This window comes from Methylophilus luteus, assembly GCF_042676265.1.
Taxonomy (GTDB): Bacteria; Pseudomonadota; Gammaproteobacteria; order Burkholderiales; family Methylophilaceae; genus Methylophilus; species Methylophilus luteus.
On sequence record NZ_JBHTKB010000001.1, the window covers coordinates 1391744 to 1410675 of the forward strand.

Sequence of the window (18932 nt, forward strand, 5' to 3'; positions counted from 1 at the left end):
TTTGTTATTCAAGCTGCAAAGCAGAGCTCGCATTACCCAGCCATGACCGCACCTATACCCGCCCCTGCTGACAATATTGCTGAGATACAGCAAAACATTGCACAAGCAAAAGCGCACTTTCAAATGACGCAAGCGGTGACGCTGTGTGCAGTCAGCAAATCACAACCTGCTGCAGCGATCCGTGCTGCTTACGCAGCGGGCCAAACCGTATTTGGCGAAAACTATCTGCAAGAAGCGCTAGGCAAACAGGCGCAACTGCAGGACTGTGCAATAGCATGGCACTTTATCGGGCCGATTCAAAGCAACAAAACACAGCAAATTGCCCGTCAATTCGATTGGGTACACTCGGTTGACCGCTTAAAAATCGCTCAACGTCTCTCAGATGCACGCACTGCAGAGCTGCCGCCGCTGAACATTTGCCTGCAAGTGAACATAAGCGAAGAGGCAAGCAAAAGTGGTGCCAGTGGCCAGGAACTACTGCAACTTGCCTTACAGATCAAACAATTGCCGCACCTGCGCTTGCGCGGGCTGATGGCGATACCCGCGCCACAACAGGATTTTGCCGCCCAACGTGACCAGTTTAGTCAGGTACGCGCCCTGTTCGACCATTTGAATGCGCACGGCCTGCAACTGGATACTTTATCCATAGGCATGAGCGGCGATTACCAGGCGGCGATCGCCGAAGGTGCCACGCTGGTGCGCATAGGCACCGCGATCTTTGGCGCACGCCAGCCCAAACCTTCCCCTGATACCGATTTAGCCAGCAAAGGAGCTGTTTAACCATGTCTACTCCCGCATCACCCCGTATCGCCTTTATCGGCGGCGGGAATATGGCGCAAGCACTCATTACCGGCCTCAAGCAGCGCGCGTTTGCCATGCAGCAGATCACGGTGATAGACCCGGATGCCGGCAAGCACCAGCAGTTGCAGGACAAGCTAGGCGTGCGCACGGCAGCCGCCCTGTCTGAGCAGGCATTGCAGGCCGATGTCATCGTGCTGGCAGTCAAACCGCAGCAGTTAAAAGCGGTGGCTGAGTCACTGGCGCCTTTGCTGCGATCACAACTGGTGATCTCGGTCGCCGCCGGTATCCGTACCGCCGACCTGAGCCGTTGGCTGAATGGCTACCGCACACTGGTACGCACCATGCCCAACACCCCGGCGCAGATCCAGGCCGGTGTCACCGGCGTGTTTGCGCTGGCCGAGGTCAATGACGCGCAGCGCCAGCTGACAGACAGTCTGCTGCAAGCGGCAGGTGAGGTGGTGTGGCTGACAGATGAGGCACAGCTGGACGCCGTCACCGCTATCTCAGGCAGCGGCCCGGCCTATGTGTTCCTGCTCATAGAAGCACTGACCAAGGCCGGCGTTGCCCTGGGGCTGGATCAGGCGCAGGCGCAGCAACTGAGCATCGCCACCTTTAAAGGCGCGAGCCTGCTGGCTGCTGCCAGCGAGACGCCTATCGCCACCCTGCGCGAGCAAGTCACTTCTAAAGGTGGCACCACAGAACAAGGCCTGCTGAGCCTCAATCAGCACGACATTCATGCCATTATGCAACATGCGGCACAACAAGCAGCCAATCGGGCGAAAACCCTGGGCGACGAACTGGGAGCACAATAATGTTAGGTGAGATGACCGTATTTTTGCTGAGGACTGTATTCGGCATTTTGACGTTTTTACTGGTGTTACGTTTTCTGATGCAATGGACACGCACCTCGTTTCAAAACCAGCTCGGGCAAATGACCATGGTGCTGACTGATTTCATGGTCAAACCGGCGCGCAAGCTGATACGCCCGGTGCGGCAATGGGATATGTCTACCCTGTTGCTGGCCTTCCTGATGCAGTTGGTGCTGTTTGCCCTGCTTTCACTACTGACAGGCTTGGGCGCTGCGCCGGTATTATGGGTGTGGCAGGCGATCTTTGGCGTACTGGAGCAGATCGTCGATGTGTTCTTCTATGCCATTCTGCTGATGGCGATTTTGAGCTGGGTAAATCCTTACAGCCCGATTTATGCGGTGCTTAACCAGCTCACCGCGCCTATACTTGAGCCATTACGCCGGGTGTTGCCGCAGATTCAGGGATTTGATTTCTCGGCGCTGGTTGCTTTGATCCTGCTGCAAATGATCAGCCGTATCGTGTTGCCAGGGCTGGCTGCCAGCGTGTTCTAAACACGTCAGCCTGGGCGGCAGAGCTGGCGCCCGGGCTGATGCTGCAAAGCTACATCCAACTCACATCCAGACGATATCGAACTCTTCACGCCCGTACTGGGTATCCGGGTGCAGCGTCACCGGCTTTTTAATAAAGTCAGAGAGACTGGCCAGGCTTTGTGACTCTTCGTCGCCCAGCATATTGATCACTTCTGGCGACGCCAGTATCTTGAAGGCATTGGCACTCTTGAACTGCCGGGATTCACGCAACAGTTCACGCATGATCTCATAGCTGATGGTTTGCGCGGTTTTCAGCTCGCCGCGCCCCTGGCACACCTTGCACGATTCACACAGCAGATGCGCCAGGCTCTCACGCGTGCGTTTGCGCGTCAGCTCTACCAGGCCCAGCGTAGAAAAGCCGTTGACGTTGATGCGCGCTCTATCCAGCGTCACTGCTTTGCGCAACTCTTCCAGCACCGCCTCGCGCTGTGCATCTTCATCCATATCAATAAAATCGACAATGATGATGCCACCCAGGTTACGCAAACGCAGCTGGCGGGCGATGGTTTGTGCGGCTTCAAGATTGGTTTTAAAAATGGTGTCAGACAGGTTTTTGCCGCTGACGAAACTGCCGGTATTCACATCCACCGTGGTCAGGGCTTCGGTCTGGTCAAAGATCAGATAACCGCCAGATTTAAGCTCGACTTTGCGTGACAGTGCCTTTTCGATCTCATTTTCAATATCATAAAACTCGAATAATGAGCGCTCACCCTTGTAATGCGTGAGCGGCTTGACGGCGTGAGAGACATACAACTCGGCAAACTCTTTCAGCCGCTCGAACATTTCGCGCGAATCGACACGGATATTGGTGGTTTCCTTGCACACGACGTCGCGCAGGATGCGGCGCGGCAGGCTCAGGTCATAGAAGATCAGCGAGCGTTCGCCCACCGTGGTGCTCTCGGTCTGTATCTTGCTCCACACCTTGCGCAGGTATTCTATGTCTGCCAGCAACTCTTCATCGGTGGCGTTTTCTGACATGGTGCGTATGATGTAGCCGCCTTCGCGCTGCTCGGGCAGCAGGCCCAGCAAACGGTTACGCAAGAACTCGCGTTCTTCCTCTATATCTATGCGTTGCGAGACGCCTATATGTTTCTGGTAAGGTAAATAGACCAGAAAACGGCCGGCGATACTGATCTCGGTAGTCAGGCGTGCACCCTTGGTGCCTATGGCTTCCTTGATCACCTGCACGATGATGGACTGGCCTTCATGCAGGACTTCTTGGATAGGCCGGTCGGTTTTAATGTCGCCCTCTTCGGCATGGCATTCCATGATATCCGCAGCATGTAAAAAGGCCGCCCTGGGCAGGCCTATCTCAACAAATGCAGATTGCATGCCGGGCAACACCCGCACCACCGTGCCGCGATAAATGTTACCGACTATGCCCAGTGAAGATGCCCGCTCTATATGCAGCTCCTGGACCACACCTTGTTCCAGGATCGCCACGCGCGTCTCCTGCGGCGTGACGTTGATTAGTACTTCCTGCGCCAATGACATTTTGCTTTACCCGATCCCAAACCGTTACCGTTTTTTTCCAGAGTTTACCACGCGTGCAACAACTGCGCCGTTTCGTGCAAAGGCAAGCCCATCACCCCGCTATAACTACCGCTGATACGCGCGATCCAGGCACCCGCGCGCCCCTGTATTCCATAGGCACCGGCTTTGTCCATCGGTTCACCCGAGGCCACATAATCCTGCAATACATGAATGGGCACCTGCATCATCTCCACCTGTGTGGTGCTCAATAAACACTGCACCGCCCCGCCTTGGTAAACCGCCACCGCCGTATGCACCAGGTGCACGCTGCCGCTCAGGCGTGACAACATCGCCATCGCCTCCGCCGCATCTGCCGGTTTGCCCAGGATCTCCTGCCCCAGCGCCACCGTGGTATCTGCAGCCAGGATAGGCAAGGCGTGATCAGCACGGGTGGCAGCGATTGCCAGCGCTTTGGCTTTTGCCAGGCGTTGCACATACAGAGCAGGGTCTTCACCTGCCAGGGCGGATTCATCGATATCCGCCGGCACGATTTCGCATTGCACACCGAGTTGCGCCAGTAGCTCCACGCGGCGCGGGCTGCGCGATGCCAGAATGATTTTCTTATGTTGCATAGTCTGTCACCTGTAGCGATTTAAAACCTTATTTATATCAGTGCGACAAGTTAACACAAACACGCCCGCTTTTGCGCTGCGGCCTTTTGCAAAGCCTAAGCCATACTGGCACTGACAGGCTGTTGCGGCATTGTGTACAATAGCCGCTCACCTCACACCATGACTCAAGAAAATCCGCATGAACCAGATAGAACACCTGCTACAGCGCGCCGAACAGTTGATCACGCGCCTGGAAACCCTGCTACCTGCACCGCTGGCTGAGCCTAACTGGCAAGTCACCGCCTGGCGCTGGGTCAAACATGGCGCGCAAGGCCAACTGCAAGCGGTAGAACATCCGCATACAGTCGCGCTGGCAGATATCCGTTTTATCGACAGGCAAAAAGCAGAAGTGGTGCGTAACACCCAGCAGTTTCTACAGGGCCTGCCGGCTAACCACGTGCTGCTGACTGGCGCGCGTGGCACCGGCAAATCCTCACTGGTCAAAGCGTTGTTGAATGCTTATTCGGAGATAGGTTTAAGGCTGATAGAAGTCGATAAGCAGGACCTGACCGACCTGCCGCAGATCACGCAACTGATCAGAAACCGTCCGGAAAAATTTATCATCTTCTGTGATGACCTCACCTTTGAAGCCAACGACACCGGCTACAAAGCCTTGAAGGTTATTCTGGATGGCTCGATCGAGAATGCATCATCGAATTTATTGGTCTATGCCACCTCCAACCGCAAAAACCTGATGCCGGAATACATGGCCGATAACCAGCCGGTATTGGAGAAAACCGGCGAGATCCGCCCCAACGATACCATTGATGAAAAAACCTCGCTGGCCGAACGCTTTGGCCTGTGGCTCTCTTTCTACAGTTTTGACCAGGATGAATACCTGAGCATTGCCGAACACTGGCTCAAGACCTTTAACGTCAGCATGGATGACAGCGCCCGCCATGCTGCGCTGCAGTTTTACCACACCCGTGGCGCCCGCAGTGGCCGCGTCGCTTACCAGTTTGCCAAGGATTACGCCGGCAAACTGCAACTGAAATCCTGAGCCATGAGCAAACTAGTCCAGGTCGCGGTCGCCATTCTGATACGACCCAACGGTGAATACCTGCTCGCCAGCCGCCCGCAAGGCAAAGGCTGGGCCGGCTGGTGGGAGTTCCCCGGTGGCAAGATAGAAAGCGGCGAAAGCCCAGCACACGCCTTGATCCGCGAAGCGCAGGAAGAACTAGGCATCACCCCCACCCAGATACAACCCTGGATCAAACGGCGTTACGACTACCCCGCCACGCATGACGCCGAAGCCAAAACCGTGTTGCTGCATTTCTTTTTTGTCAGCGCATGGCAGGGTGAATTACAAGCACGCGAAGGCCAGCAGCTTGCCTGGCAGCATCCGCGCCAGCTGAACGTGAGCCCGGTGCTGCCTGCGAATGCCCCTATCATGCAGGCGCTGTCATTACCACCCGTCTACGCCATCAGCAATGTGCAGGAGATGGGCGAGACCGCCTTCTTGCAGGCACTCAGGCAGCAACTGGACCTAGGCCTGCAACTAATACAGATACGCGAGCCCAATCTGGGCCAGGACGCGCTCGCCCAGTTAAGCGAAAAAGTGCTAGCCCTGTGTACAGCTTACGATTGCCGGTGCCTGCTCAATGGCAGCCCGGAACTAGCCACGCAACTCGGCTACCAGGGCGTGCACCTGAACAGCCAGCGCCTGATGGCCATGCTCACAAAACCAGAAAACCTGCTGACTGGCGCCTCCTGCCATGATCTTGAGCAATTGCAGAAAGCCCAGCATCTGCAACTAGACTGCGCCCTGCTCTCGCCAGTGTTGCCTACAGCAAGTCACCCGGGCGCCAATAACCTCGGTTGGGAAAAGTTTGCTGACCTACTGAGTGGATTGGAGATCCCAGTCTATGGGCTGGGGGGCATGCGCCCTGAACACCTGCCACAAGCCCTAGCCAGTGGCGCGCGCGGCATTGCCATGCAAAGAGCCTGCTGGTAAAGCCCGGCGCGGTTTCCACACTGATCTCAACCTGCCTGATCAAGTAGTTTGACGCTTTTAAATTTATATCTTAGGATGCATTAAAATTTAAAAACTTTTTATAAAAATTAAATAAGCGATCACGCGGCCATGAAAGCTATCATCACTATCCTCTTATTCACCGCCTTCTGCGGGCAAGCTTTCTCCCAACAGAACACTGAATGCACTACTCCGGAACAAGCCGCCCAAGCGCAGGCGCAGATGGAGACATCGCTCAAGTCTATCAGAGAGGCACAGCGCAAGCGTGAAGCCGAGCTGGATAACGATGTGCAAGCAACGGCAAACAGGCTGGGCTGGACCAACCAGGCCCAGGCCAAGTTCTTTAACGATATGCTGGCTTCACCCGAGTTCGCTGCATTTGAAACCGAGAAGCGCCCGCTGACAACTGAGATCATGGGCATAGTGACTGCGGCTAATCAGCAGAATATACCCTCCACACCGGCAGCCTCGTGCCAGGTAGCGAATCAGCTCAACGCGATCGTAGAGAAGGTCAAAGAGATCAACGCCAGGCAGTACGACTTTATGTATAGCAAGATCACTACAGCACAGTAAGCTGTTTATGAGCCCTGACCCATCATTCAGGCGGCTGCGCTCAATGACGCGGCTGATGCCATCAGCCAGCATTTTTTTGAAAGGTTTAGTATGCCTTGCAATCGTCTGTTAATACTTCTGCTGTTTTCTACATTTGCAGCCCAGGCTGAGGTGAATGACACAGAAACACGCAGAGTGTTCTTCACCACCAAAACGCCATGCACGCTATCCAAACCAAAAAACAATTTCTTTATCTCTAAAGAGCAGATCAAGCCCGATGGCACGACGGTTTATTACAACCTGACCAATGAACAACAATATATCAATTTTTCATTTTATTTAGATACATTGGCGGTAGAGTGTAATAGCGGCAAAGCTTGTCTGGATATCGCCATAAAAAATCCGTCATATGGCGAAGCCAAAAACATAACAACATATGATCACGCGGGCTTTAGTGTGGCTGAATTCACTATAGAAGTGCCGTATAAAAGCACCACCATCAAACAACTCAATATAGTTGCTGAAAAGTTTAAGAATGGCTGTTGGGCAGATATACACATCTCACAAGTTGGGGAAAATCTGCCAAAAGTAGCGCCCTTGCTAGAGATACTGGATACGCTTGCAATTGAATAGAGATCATCCATCGCTCAAGCACCAATAGCTAAGTCCGCCCCTTGAAAACCCTCATGCCGCACCTCTACCAAATTGAAACAGAGCGCTTGTTACTGCGGCAATGGCAGCCTTCTGATTTCCCTGCCTTTGCGCAGATCAACAGCGACGACGAAGTGATGCGGTATTTCCCGGCCAAGCTCAGCGAGCAAGAGAGTAACCCAATGGCCCAGCGCTGCCATGATCTGATCGAACAACGCGGTTGGGGGTTCTGGGCGGCTCAGGAAAAGTCGTCCAGTGCATTCATTGGCTTTATTGGCCTGCACATCCCTATTGCAGAATTACCGTTCTCGCCCTGCGTAGAGATAGGCTGGAGACTCGCTCAGCACGCATGGGGCCAAGGCCTGGCGACCGAGGGCGCCGCCGCCACGCTTGAATTTGCCTTCAACACCCTGTCATTGCCTGAAGTGGTCGCCTTCACTACGCTGAACAATGAACGCTCGGAACGCGTCATGCAGCGACTGAACATGCAAAAAGATCAGCTTACTTTCCAACATCCTGCGTTGCCAGATGGCCACGCCATGCGAGAGCATTGCTTGTACCGCGCATCTGCCGCCAGCCCCACCTGGCATTCAACCGTTAGATAAAAAACTATGCAATCCCTGGCACTCTACGCGATCCGGTTTTATCAGCGCTTTATCTCCCCGTATAAAGGTTTTCATTGTGCCTACCGCTATCACACCGGGCATGCCAGCTGCTCGGCTCTTGGTTTTCGTGCGATACAGCGCTATGGCGTCATTGATGGCTGTATTGTGCTAAGAAAGCGGCTGTATCGTTGCGGGGTCTCTCATCACCGCTACTCCCCGCCACGACTCAGACCGCATCGGCTACAACGCGGCGATTGCGATATGGTGTGCAACTTGCCTTGCGATCATGAGTGCAAGATGCCTAACCTGAGATCCTGCCCTTTTTTCGAGGCCCTGCAATGTGCAGATGTATGTAGTTGTGATTGGACCTCGCGCAACAATAAAGACGAAAAGAAAGAGGAAGACATTCATCTGCCGCCAAAACTCGAAAGAAACGCCTATGCCAGATGACCAGTTATCTGATACCGAGCTTAGGCCTACCAGCCAGCGACTGCGGTTACCCCCTGGCACGCGTGCTTATTTTCAATATAGAGCGCTAAACTAAGCATGCCCATCACTCCCTTTCATTTTGGCCCTGGCGCAGCGATTCATGCAGTTGCGCCCAGGCACGTCAGTTTCCTGGCTTTTTGCGCTGCCAATGTGCTGATCGATATTGAGCCGCTTTATTACATGCTCACCGGGCAATATCCGCTGCACAGATTTTTTCATACTTACATAGGCGCCAGCATCATTATGCTGGCCACCGCGCTTATTTTCTTTGCTGCCTTAAAGCTCGCCTCACGCTTCAGCCTACCTGATTTACTGCAATGGCAAAGCTTGAGCGCACGCGCTATCTGGCTAGGTGCAGGCATAGGCAGCTGCTCTCACATCGTGTTCGATAGTGTTATGCACGCTGACATCACCCCGCTGTTCCCATTTAGTGAGACTAACGTGCTGTATCAGCTGGTCTCGCTCAGGAAACTTCATCTTTTTTGTGTATATTCTGCTATTTTAGGTTTAGCTATACTTGGCATTCGTCAGTGGATTAAGGCTAGGCATGCTGGCTGATACAAACTGCCATCCAAAATCTTTGATCAAACGGTAAGGACAGACTTGAAAAAATTTATTGGCTTAATCTTTTTGGCGGTTCCAACTTATGCGTTTGCCTGGGGAGACAATCAGGATGCATTGCTTTTAATTGTTATGCAAACCCTGATACTGCTACTTAGCCTGGTTGTTTTTGCTTTTCGCAAAATAAGTATTGCCCGTAGAAGTTATGCCTTTCTAGGCTGCATTGTAGGTATAGTTGCCTCCTGGATAGTTTCAAGCGCAATACCCTTCAATGACAATCGCGCTTTAGTGACTGAACTATTTGTTCATCTACCAATTTTTGGTTTCTTTATATCTTTCTCCTTAACCGAAAAACCTAGAACGCTTTGGAAAACATACTTCTTTTTCTTTCTAGCCTTGTCTGCTCCTAGCCTTACCCCTATCGTCTACTACAGCACGCTTGAGTGGCTAATTGATTTAAGCTTTTTGCTTGTAACGATAGTGGGACTATATGGATACGCTTGGAACAAAGCAATTTTCAATCTCACCTTTTGGAAAGTATTTGTTCCAACCTGCCTTATCTGGAACATAGGGCACGCATTTGTAATGATTGAAAGCATTGAACCAGTGATCATTACAGCGCTAGCTATTCCGTCATGGGTTGGTATATGTTTATATGCTTTCCGAAAACGCCAAATTTGGCAGCCTCAGTCTATACACGATGTTTCAAATCTAGAGAAGTGATCCTGATAATCAAACATCAGGGCTATTGAAAATTTATGAGTCGCATCGGGAAAATGCTTTGCATAATCTACGCATTATTCATGATTGCGTGTTTTGCTATTGCTTATTCAGCGGAGGGTGATTTCAAAGGTCAGTACGTTTTTTTACAATTACCCTTGGCGCTTCAAATGGCTGGCATTGATGCAATGGGCTTATCGTCGGAATTACAAAACCTATCATGGATTGGCGCCTACGCTCTTTTGGGACTACCCACATTGATGATCTTGTATTTCGTTGGCTGGATGATTGATGGTCGTAGCTCTAAGAAGATTTAACAGCCACATAGAAACAGCTTTTCGTGACATTATCTAAAAAACTTCCTCTAGCCTTAACTGCTACTCGTGCCATTCTAGGGCCTGTAGTATTGCTACTTGCCATTCTGTGGCCCGACCCAATAGCTTTCGGCTTATGCCTTACTATCGCCTTTCTATCCGACATCTTTGATGGCATCATTGCCCGCCGGCTGAATATTGCAACCGAAGGCTTGCGCCGCCTAGACAGCATTGCGGACTCCATTTTTTACATAGGTGCTGCAGGCGCAGCCTGGATATTACATCCACAAGCGATCCTGGATCGCATATACCCTATCCTCATACTTCTCGCCTTAGAAATACTTAGATATATCATTGATTATTATAAGTATAGACGCGAAACCAGCTATCACATGTGGTCGTCCAAGCTGTGGGGGATTTTTCTTTTTATTGGATTTATGTCCCTGCTTGCGTTCAATGACCAGGGCATATTTGTGACTTTGTTCATCTATATTGGCATCGTGGCTGACATAGAAGGTTTAGCTATTTCGCTCACGCTAAAAAAATGGACCCACGATGTACCAACAATTTTCCATGCCTTGCGACTGCGTGCAGCACAACGCAACGAAAAAAACATTGGCTACTAGCTTGTACTCTTTACCTACTATCAATTACTCTCTGGCTGGTGACACTTAAACTTGAAATAAACAGATTTATTCATTACTTTCTTTTCAAGCAGGGATTAAAGTTGACTAGATATCTTTTAATTTGTATCGCCTTTGTGATTAGTGGATGCGGCACCATCAGTCCAAGGTCCGATACCAACTGGGTCGGCTACAAGGAAAGTGGAAAGGCGTCATATTACGCCAACAGTCACCAGTCAAAAAAAACTGCAAGTGGTGAGCTATATAAACAGGAACTGAAAACAGGTGCTCATAAAGCATTGCCATTAGGTTCTCTGGTTAAAGTGACGAACGTCGATAATGCTAAAACGGTGATTGTCAGAATCAATGATAGGGGTCCATTTGTAAAGGGACGGATAATTGATCTTTCAAAGTCTGCATTCAGTGAGATAAGCAGCATTGCAAACGGTGTGATTGATGTGCAGATTGAGGTTATCGAATAATACTTAACTCCATGTACGAACCAAAAATCAAACCACTTATTCCACGCAAACTGTTCGTCAAGCGCGTTGCACTGCATGCGCTTGCGGCTGTGGCTTTGCTGCTACTCTCCCTGGCCATTGGCATGGCCGGATACATGCACTTTGAAGACCTGGCCTGGCGTGATGCCTTTTTAAACTCGGCCATGCTGATGGGTGGAATGGGTCCGGTGGATGCACCCAAGACAGATGATGGCAAACTGTTTGCCGGCCTGTATGCGCTTTATGCAGGCCTGATCTTTATAGTCACCGTTGGCCTGGTGCTTACGCCTGTGGTACACAGGCTGATGCACAAGTTTCACTGGCAGCAAGATCGCTAGATTCACACGCACACCAGGAAATATCTTGTACCGCGAGTATGCCGCATATGCCGCTCTCGTCCTGAGGAGATCAAACTATATGAAGGCTAAAGATTTTGAAAACCAGTTTGAGCAAGATGTTGATATTACTCAATCGCTGGATTTAACTAAAACAAAGCGCGTCTTGCAGGCGAAAACCTTAAGTGTTAAATATGCTAGCTACTCGAAAATGAATGACGTAACCCAGATGACCCAGACACCCCCTGCGCAGTCCAACAATCCCTTACATGGCATCACGCTTGAGCATATAGTGGTGAGACTTGCTGATCACTACGGTTGGGAAAAGCTTGGCGATAAAATCAATATCAATTGCTTTAAGAATGACCCATCGGTGAAATCCAGCCTGAAGTTCTTGCGCAAAACGCCTTGGGCCAGGGAGCAGGTAGAGAACCTGTATCTTGCTACTTTCTAAGCTGCCCTGCCACAGCTAATGCTGTTTGATAAATGCTGTGATCGTCTCTAGCATGCGTTGGTCGCGCAGGGGTTTTGCCAGTTTGGCCGCCATATCGATATGGCCATAACCGGCAAACTCGGCAACTTCAACCGGGCCGCCTGCAGCCTTGATTTTGGCGGCCAGGTTGTAAGTGTTTCTGGGCCAGACGGTGCCATCTTTGTCACCTACCATCAGCAACATTGGAGGATTGTGGCCGGTGACATAGTTGATGGGTTGCGATTTAGGTCGCTGCTCTTGGTCACCAAAAATCGTTTTTAATCGCTCACTTTTTAGCGGCAGGAAATCATAAGGGCCGGCCAGGCCTATCATGCCGGCAAAATCTCCGGGCTGGCTAGCCTGCTGGGCAAGAAATTCCGGGTCCAGCACCAGCATGGCGGCGATATGCGCACCGGCGGAATGGCCGGCCAGGAACACACGCTCGGGGTCGCCGCCAAATTCAGCCGCATGCAGTTTGACCCATTTGGCAGCTTGGGCCGGGTCTTGCATAAAGTCAGGGAAAAGCACCTCAGGGTAAACGCGATAATCGGGAATCACGGCGATAAAGCCCTGGCTGGTGATAGCTTCGCCTATGAATTTATAGCTGCCGCGATCGCCGGAATCCCAGCTGCCGCCGTAAAAAAAAACCACCACCGGCAGGCCTTTGCGGGTTGCCTGGCTGGTATTGGCTGTTTTGTCTTGCGACTCATGCTGGCTCGTCAACGCGGCGTTGGGGGTGTAAATATCCAGTCTCTGCCGCGCTAACTCACCATAAGCGACGCCGCTGCTCAGTCTATAGCCTTTATCAGAGATGACTGCATTGAGTATATTCACCGGCGAACAGGCGCTAGCCAGCAAACCCATGACGATCAACGCACCAGTGTATAAACGGGCAGGAGTGGCAGCGAAATCAGGCATACATAATTGTTAGTATAGGCGTAGGTGATCAGGACTTTGATTCATGCACCAGCAGAATCACACAGCTATGAGCTTTGAGCCAGGAAAAGATTCATTTCAATTACAGAAGTTGCTCACCGACCAGACGCGGCCAGCCTATCAGACTGCATAGTTTGCTGAACGCCTGGCTTGCTGGCGCATGCAGTGAGTGGCAGCAAAGCTCAGGCAGTTGCCTGCTGGTTTTGCACCAGGTCTGGCGCAGCGGCTGTTTGCCCGTGCTCTACCCAGGCTAAAAACTGCTCGAATGGTAAAGGCCGGGCAAAGTAATAACCTTGAATCTTCTCGCATTGCAATGACTCGATGATGGTGCGGCAATCAGCATCTTCAACACCTTCGGCCACCACTTTTTTACCCAAACCGTGCGCCATGGTGATGATGCCCTGGACGATGGCGCGGTCCTGCGCCGAATGCGCGACGTTACGCACGAAAGATTGATCGATTTTCACCAGGTCTATAGGCAGGTTACGCAGGCGCGACATGGAAGAATAACCAGTGCCAAAATCATCCAGAGCCATGCGGCAACCCATGCTGGTGAATTCGCGCATGATTTCGACGGCGGTATCTTCATCCACCAGTAAGCCATTTTCGGTGATCTCCAGTGTGAAGATACTGGCTTCCACATCCCACAGTTTTAATGCCTGAGCCAGCAAATAAGGCAGTTCGCGGTTGATCAGGTCGTCGGCTGTCAGGTTGATGGAAAGAAAAATCGGCTGCTCTATTTTCTGTTTGAGAGTGCTGGCCAGGCGGCATGAGGTATTGATCAGCCAGCGGATAAACATATTGCCCAGGCCTTGTTGATACAACACCTCTATCACCACCGGCGGCGGGATGAATTCACCATGGGCATTGCGGCAGCGTAACAATGCCTCGGCACCCATGCATTCTCCGCTAAAGGTATCGACGATAGGTTGTAAATACAAGGCCATGCGGTCATTCTCGAACGCTTCCAGTACGTCTTGCCGCAGTTGCGCGCTGGCATCGGCATGCAGGCTGAGTGCTTCTGAATAAGTGGCAAACGCCTGATAGGTAGTATCGGCGTGTTCTAGCGCCAGGCGTGCCTGCGCCAGCATATCGTCGGCCTTTTTGTGGGTGGCATCGCGGCAAACACCACCTATCACCGGGCTCACGGAAAACAGCTGGTGATTGACATTGACGGTGAATTCAAATGGCCGTCGCAGCTTGGCCGAGAGCAGGTCCAGCTTCACATTATGGTCTAACTGCGGCGACAATACGGCAAACTCGTAGGAGTCAAGATGGAACAGGCTATGGTCTTTGGGCAGGCTTTGTTGCAGGCGCTTGATGATTTCAACGGCGACTTCAGGCATGCGGTGTCTATGACCATCCAGCATGGTAGAACTCAGTTTAAAGCTGATCAGCAGCAAGCCGGCTTCTGCCTGGCTAAAGATCAGTAACTGTTGCAATTGCTCTATCAGCATGCGCCCGTTAGGCAAGTGGCTATGCTGATGATGGCGTCTGGCGAATTCGAGGGCGGTATGGTCGTACCTGGCGGCTGACTCTATCAGCAGATGCGCAAGGCAGTGCTGCAGTGCGCGCGTTTTGCTTTGTGAGACCCATGGGGTAAACCTTAGGGTGACGGCGATGGCGCTTAATAAGGTATCCACCGCAGTGATAGAAACACCTTCTGCATAGAGATCGACCCAGACCACGGCCAGATCGTTGATGGCGTCGGCAAACGTATCCCAGTCATGGCGTAGCCCCAGCGGCTGCAGCGCCTGCATGTATTGCTGCACCAGCGCGGCATCGGCCTGTGGCTCACTCATTAAATGCGTGTGTATCTGCGTTACTTGCGCCGGCTGCAATCGCAACGGCCTGCGCGTGATATCTGCAGGTTTTAAGCCGAACTGCAGCAAGCGGGCTGCCAGTGCATCGGCGGCTAAAGGCTGGTAACGACGGAATGAGCGCTTCAGCAAGGGCTTGCTGGTTTCCAGCCGTTCGCTGTGCTCGCTGTGTGGGATAGGCTGCATGGTTTAATCGTAATAATGCGCCGGGTTCAGCCCGTAACAATCCGGGGGCAAGCCGCGCACTATCCGGTAGGCTTCACCGCCAGGGGTCAGCGGGCCCTGGATCAGGTCCAGGGTGACCGGCGATTTCATGCGGACTTTCTGTGTATCCAGCAAGATCATCACGCGCGGTTGCAAGCGCCGGATCTGGTTCTGCTGGATCACCACTGCGACTTCGCCGCTATTGAGCTCCACCAGCGAGCTGACCGGGTAAATGCCAAAAAACTGGATCAGCTGATCGATCAATGATGCACCGAATTTCTGGTCTTTGCTGGCGTAAAGATGTTCCAGCACCTGATGGCTGAACATGCCTTTGGCATAGGGTTTATCGCTGGTCATGGCGCAATAGGTATCCATGATGCCGGCGATCTGCCCCGGCAATGAGATCTCGCCACCCTGCAACTGATTGGGGTAGCCGCTGCCATCAAACCGTTCATGGTGTTCAGCCACTATCTGCATCACATCGGCGCTGATATCGGTATTTGAACGCAAGGTGTCCAGGCTGGCCTGCACATGCTGCATGACCAGCACAAACTCGCTTTCTTCCAGCCGACCCGGCTTTTGCAGGATCTCGGCAGGAATCTGGATCTTGCCCAGATCCTGAAACAAGCCAGCCATGCCCAGGTCTTTGACCTGCTTTCTCGGCAGCGACAGAAAATGGCCGAATGCCATCATATTGATGCTGACATACAGCGCTTTATTATAAGCATAATCATCGCTTTGCCGCAGGCGCGAAAGCCATAGCAACGCATCCGGGTTGCGCTCTATGCTTTGCAGCATATTATCGAGTGACTGGCTGACGTGCACCAGGTCGACATTGGTGCCTAGGGCGATCTTCTCAAACACATCGCGCGTATCCGCCTCTGTTTTGGCAAACTGCGGATACACTTCGACGATCTCGAGCTCGACTGGCGTATTTGAGGCGGCTGTTTGTGGCTGGGCAACGGCGGTTTTCTGCAGTTTGATCAGGTCGCTATCGGCATGCTTCTTCTGCGGCGTGCTTAGGCCGTAAAGCCAGTTACACAGCCGGTTCCAGAACGACACCGAGGCCTGCTGATGATGTTTTTGCGGTGCTTGCGCCGAGTCCGGCCTGGCTGCAGCGGGCGCGCTGGCTGCTGTGGCGGACGGTGTTTGCGCATAATGCACATCGACCACCGGCGGCACTTTGCCTTCGCGCAGGGCGTGTACGACTTTTAAAAAACTATTGGCAGTGGATGCAGTGCGGCTATGGCTGACGCTGGCTGAGCGCTCTCCCTGCGGCCTGGCAGAGGCAGTGCGGGCGACACCGGTGGCTTTTTCACGTTTTAGGGGCACAAAATGGCCGCCGGTAGACATATTCCTGTCTACCATGACTTCACGGCATAGCGTACGCAACTCGCTCAGTTGCGTTTCATTCTCTATCAGGAAACCCTGCAAGATAAATGGGCTATCCAGCCATGGAATGTCTAATTCAGCGACAAACATACCGAGCGCCAGTTCTCCGGTACGCATACGCTGCAATGCGTTGGTTGTCATTGCACTATAACCCGTTATTCAATTTAGCACCTATCAGCTATGGTCATGCAGCCTGAGATGTCAGGTCTGTTTACTGATAACGGCGGGCGGGTGGGCAAGTTGAGCAGTGGCGGAGAAAAGTTATGTTAACTGCACTGCTGGCTATTTTTAGCGCAGACAGGATAGTCCAGGCTGGAATATGTTAGAACGAGGATAAAGCTTAATTGGCTGCTTTGACTGGCAGGCTGACGAATTGCTCATGTAGGTTGCCGGATCCATCTTTAAAGCACAGGCGGAATCTGATCTGCTCACCTACTTGAAACGGGCTGGGCAGTTCAAACAGCATCAGGTGCAAGCCACCTGGCGCCAGTTTCACCGGTTTATTGGCTGGAATAGCCAGCTCTGCTACATGGCGCATTTTCATCACGCCATTCTGCATGCTCATGCTATGCAGTTCTGTGCTGCCCGCGCGCGCGGTTTCCACATATACCAGGCGCACATTTTCGCGACTGCTCAGGGTAAGATAGGCGGCGACTACGCTCTGGCCGGGGTTAGAAGCGCGTACCCAGGCGTCGCTGATGGTGACATCGGCTCTGGCCAGGCTGATGCCCAGCAGCAAGCCCAACAGAAGTTTAAACACCATATGGGCTAGCGCTTTGATCATCATTGGCGCTTGCGGGTCACTCAGATTCGTCGAGGTCTGGCGGCGTGGCATCAGGTATCCTGAATTTCTCCGTCGCCCAGTCGCCCAAATCCATCAACTTGCAACGCTCACTGCAAAATGGCCGGTAGGCATTGGCGGTGGAATATTCTACCAATTCGCCACAGCCAGGGCAGGCCACCTGGCGCGGTTTTACTGTTGCTTGCATTAATTGTGCCCCGGCCCGGTAAAGTTACAGATGATCATCTTGAACGCGATATCCTGCTCGCAGGCTTTGGGCCTTTGTACAAAATCAAGTTTCTGAAAGCGGATGTTGATCGCGTATTTGTTGGCACTCACCTCGGGGAAACACTCATCGTGGCTGATCTCTATTCGCAATAATTGTGCCGGTTTATGACCGGATAATTGTTGCTGGTAAGCGCCTTTGTGTGCCACCAGCGACAGCACCTGGCCGCTGCCACGTAGCAGTTGCAGTATCATGCGTATGGCTTCGTACATGGGCATCAGGCGCGTCAGCCACTGGCTAAAGTCTGTTCTGCGGCGCTCTACTGTCAAATACAACCAGTGACGGTAAGAAGGCAGATCAAATTCACACACGCCACCCGGGATACCGGCACGTTGCTTCACGCTCATCAACCAATCGTTGTCGCGTAGTGACTGGCCTAGCTTCTGGTGATCAGAGCGCAACGAAGTGGCGCAACGGTCCAGACTGGCAAGCGTATCGCCTAAGGCATTCTGATCGATGTTAGGATTGCCCTGCAAGAATGAAAGCTGCACTTTATGCCTGTCCAGCTCCTGCAGCAGATCGACTTTCAGATCACCCCTGTCGATCAGGTCGAGGATTTGTAGCAGCGTCAGCAGCGCCACATGATGATTCACCTCATGGCCTACTTCTATGTGGTGCAGCATCTTTACAAACAGATCTTCCAGGCGGAGATATGTTCTGATGCGCTCGTTAAATGGAAACTCGTAGCTCGACACGGCAGCCTTTTCTGTCAGCTGATACTTGAAAAGTATGCAATAAAAGCCTGATTATGAAACCCTTTTTACTCACTGGCAAGTTTTTGAGAAAATTTGATGAAACTTGAGCACTTTTTCGTGTAAATCAGGCAGTGTCAGCTCGTTTTCTATCACTGTATCCGCAATCGCCAGCCGCGCTTCACGACTGCTTTGCGCGGCAATGATCGCTTGCGCCATAGCTTCGGATAATGCGCTGCGCTGCATCACGCGCGACAGTTGTGTTTGCTCGCTGCAATCCACCACCAGCACATGATCTATCATGGGCCAGTCATCACGACTCTCAACCAGTAAAGGGATAGCCAGTATCACATAAGCATGAGCGGCATATTGGGCGATCTGGCGTACCGCCTCTGCACGTATGGCCGGATGCATGATCTGGTTAAGCTTATCCAGCGCATCCGGGTCGGCAAATACCAGTTCCCGCAGCTTGGCGCGATCTAACTGGCCATTCTCGGCAAACATGCCGTCACCAAAGCTTTGCCGCACGGTTTGCATGGCCACACTATCCGGCGCACTCATGGCATGGGCGATATCATCAAGGTCGACCACAGGCACGCCCAGCCCGGCAAAAGTCTTGCACACCTCGCTCTTGCCACTGCCTATGCCGCCGGTGACGGCTACCAATTTAGTCATCAGCCACC

General features: G+C 52.3%; 25 protein-coding genes. 16 read left to right on the plus strand and 9 right to left on the minus strand.

The window, feature by feature from the left end:
- The first annotated feature begins 42 nt into the window (after nt 1-42).
- The 3 genes from ACFQ1Z_RS06400 to ACFQ1Z_RS06410 are packed head-to-tail and all read left to right on the plus strand — an operon-like array spanning nt 43 to nt 2161.
- The gene (locus ACFQ1Z_RS06400; protein ID WP_379056438.1) at nt 43-780 is read left to right on the plus strand and encodes a YggS family pyridoxal phosphate-dependent enzyme; all 738 of its coding nucleotides are present in this window, start codon (nt 43-45) and stop codon (nt 778-780) included.
- Nucleotides 781-782: 2 nt separating this feature from the next.
- Nucleotides 783-1613 carry a pyrroline-5-carboxylate reductase gene (gene proC, locus ACFQ1Z_RS06405; protein WP_379056440.1) on the plus strand — a complete coding sequence of 277 codons (831 nt, stop codon included), beginning with the start codon at nt 783-785 and terminating at the stop codon, nt 1611-1613.
- Nucleotides 1613-2161: a YggT family protein gene (locus ACFQ1Z_RS06410; RefSeq protein WP_379056442.1), complete on the plus strand. Its 549-nt coding sequence runs from the start codon at nt 1613-1615 to the stop codon at nt 2159-2161. The genes proC and ACFQ1Z_RS06410 overlap by 1 nt, the downstream gene beginning before the upstream one ends.
- A gap of 60 nt (nt 2162-2221) precedes the next feature.
- Here the strand turns inward: ACFQ1Z_RS06410 and rng are convergent, their stop codons facing one another.
- Complete coding sequence (rng, locus tag ACFQ1Z_RS06415) at nt 2222-3688, minus strand: ribonuclease G (RefSeq protein WP_379057189.1); 1467 nt, start codon at nt 3686-3688, stop codon at nt 2222-2224.
- Nucleotides 3689-3738: 50 nt separating this feature from the next.
- Nucleotides 3739-4305, minus strand: coding sequence for a Maf family protein (locus tag ACFQ1Z_RS06420; RefSeq protein WP_379056443.1), 567 nt, complete (start codon nt 4303-4305; stop codon nt 3739-3741).
- A gap of 178 nt (nt 4306-4483) precedes the next feature.
- Between ACFQ1Z_RS06420 and ACFQ1Z_RS06425 the strand changes: the two genes are divergently transcribed.
- From ACFQ1Z_RS06425 to ACFQ1Z_RS06485, 13 genes are all read left to right on the plus strand, one after another.
- Entirely contained in the window at nt 4484-5344 is an 861-nt protein-coding gene (locus ACFQ1Z_RS06425; RefSeq protein ID WP_379056444.1) for an ATP-binding protein, read from the plus strand.
- 3 nt (nt 5345-5347) lie between these two features.
- On the plus strand, nt 5348-6298 hold the full coding sequence (locus ACFQ1Z_RS06430; RefSeq protein ID WP_379056445.1) for a Nudix family hydrolase: 951 nt from the start codon (nt 5348-5350) through the stop codon (nt 6296-6298).
- A 129-nt stretch (nt 6299-6427) separates the two neighbouring features.
- Nucleotides 6428-6889, plus strand: coding sequence for a hypothetical protein (locus ACFQ1Z_RS06435; protein WP_379056447.1), 462 nt, complete (start codon nt 6428-6430; stop codon nt 6887-6889).
- Nucleotides 6890-6979: 90 nt separating this feature from the next.
- Entirely contained in the window at nt 6980-7501 is a 522-nt protein-coding gene (locus tag ACFQ1Z_RS06440) for a hypothetical protein (RefSeq protein ID WP_379056448.1), read from the plus strand.
- A 41-nt stretch (nt 7502-7542) separates the two neighbouring features.
- Entirely contained in the window at nt 7543-8124 is a 582-nt protein-coding gene (locus tag ACFQ1Z_RS06445) for a GNAT family N-acetyltransferase (protein ID WP_379056449.1), read from the plus strand.
- 6 nt (nt 8125-8130) lie between these two features.
- A complete protein-coding gene (gene yidD / locus ACFQ1Z_RS06450) occupies nt 8131-8574 on the plus strand; it encodes a membrane protein insertion efficiency factor YidD (protein WP_379056450.1) in 444 nt (147 codons plus the stop codon).
- 96 nt (nt 8575-8670) lie between these two features.
- Nucleotides 8671-9171: a hypothetical protein gene (locus ACFQ1Z_RS06455; protein ID WP_379056451.1), complete on the plus strand. Its 501-nt coding sequence runs from the start codon at nt 8671-8673 to the stop codon at nt 9169-9171.
- 45 nt (nt 9172-9216) lie between these two features.
- Nucleotides 9217-9897: a hypothetical protein gene (locus ACFQ1Z_RS06460; RefSeq protein ID WP_379056453.1), complete on the plus strand. Its 681-nt coding sequence runs from the start codon at nt 9217-9219 to the stop codon at nt 9895-9897.
- A gap of 35 nt (nt 9898-9932) precedes the next feature.
- Nucleotides 9933-10211, plus strand: a complete 279-nt coding sequence (locus ACFQ1Z_RS06465; protein ID WP_379056455.1) for a hypothetical protein — start codon at nt 9933-9935, stop codon at nt 10209-10211.
- A gap of 23 nt (nt 10212-10234) precedes the next feature.
- Nucleotides 10235-10834 carry a CDP-alcohol phosphatidyltransferase family protein gene (locus tag ACFQ1Z_RS06470; RefSeq protein ID WP_379056457.1) on the plus strand — a complete coding sequence of 200 codons (600 nt, stop codon included), beginning with the start codon at nt 10235-10237 and terminating at the stop codon, nt 10832-10834.
- 101 nt (nt 10835-10935) lie between these two features.
- Complete coding sequence (locus ACFQ1Z_RS06475; protein WP_379056459.1) at nt 10936-11313, plus strand: septal ring lytic transglycosylase RlpA family protein; 378 nt, start codon at nt 10936-10938, stop codon at nt 11311-11313.
- 11 nt (nt 11314-11324) lie between these two features.
- Nucleotides 11325-11669: a hypothetical protein gene (locus tag ACFQ1Z_RS06480; RefSeq protein WP_379056461.1), complete on the plus strand. Its 345-nt coding sequence runs from the start codon at nt 11325-11327 to the stop codon at nt 11667-11669.
- Between the two features lie 226 nt (nt 11670-11895).
- Nucleotides 11896-12120, plus strand: a complete 225-nt coding sequence (locus ACFQ1Z_RS06485; RefSeq protein WP_379057190.1) for a VF530 family protein — start codon at nt 11896-11898, stop codon at nt 12118-12120.
- A gap of 15 nt (nt 12121-12135) precedes the next feature.
- On the opposite strand, the gene ACFQ1Z_RS06490 is transcribed toward ACFQ1Z_RS06485, so the two are convergent.
- From ACFQ1Z_RS06490 to coaE, 7 genes are all read right to left on the minus strand, one after another.
- Nucleotides 12136-13056, minus strand: a complete 921-nt coding sequence (locus tag ACFQ1Z_RS06490; RefSeq protein ID WP_379056463.1) for an alpha/beta hydrolase — start codon at nt 13054-13056, stop codon at nt 12136-12138.
- Nucleotides 13057-13256: 200 nt separating this feature from the next.
- Nucleotides 13257-15080 (minus strand): EAL domain-containing protein, encoded by a 1824-nt coding sequence (locus ACFQ1Z_RS06495; protein WP_379056464.1) that lies wholly within the window; start codon nt 15078-15080, stop codon nt 13257-13259.
- Between the two features lie 3 nt (nt 15081-15083).
- Complete coding sequence (locus ACFQ1Z_RS06500; RefSeq protein ID WP_379056466.1) at nt 15084-16631, minus strand: HD-GYP domain-containing protein; 1548 nt, start codon at nt 16629-16631, stop codon at nt 15084-15086.
- Nucleotides 16632-16830: 199 nt separating this feature from the next.
- Nucleotides 16831-17274: a copper chaperone PCu(A)C gene (locus tag ACFQ1Z_RS06505; protein ID WP_379056467.1), complete on the minus strand. Its 444-nt coding sequence runs from the start codon at nt 17272-17274 to the stop codon at nt 16831-16833.
- Between the two features lie 16 nt (nt 17275-17290).
- On the minus strand, nt 17291-17479 hold the full coding sequence (locus ACFQ1Z_RS06510) for a DNA gyrase inhibitor YacG (RefSeq protein WP_379056468.1): 189 nt from the start codon (nt 17477-17479) through the stop codon (nt 17291-17293).
- Nucleotides 17479-18252, minus strand: coding sequence for a cell division protein ZapD (gene zapD / locus ACFQ1Z_RS06515; protein WP_379056470.1), 774 nt, complete (start codon nt 18250-18252; stop codon nt 17479-17481). The genes ACFQ1Z_RS06510 and zapD overlap by 1 nt, the downstream gene beginning before the upstream one ends.
- Nucleotides 18253-18321: 69 nt before the next feature.
- Complete coding sequence (coaE, locus tag ACFQ1Z_RS06520; RefSeq protein WP_379056471.1) at nt 18322-18924, minus strand: dephospho-CoA kinase; 603 nt, start codon at nt 18922-18924, stop codon at nt 18322-18324.
- Nucleotides 18925-18932: the final 8 nt, after the last annotated feature.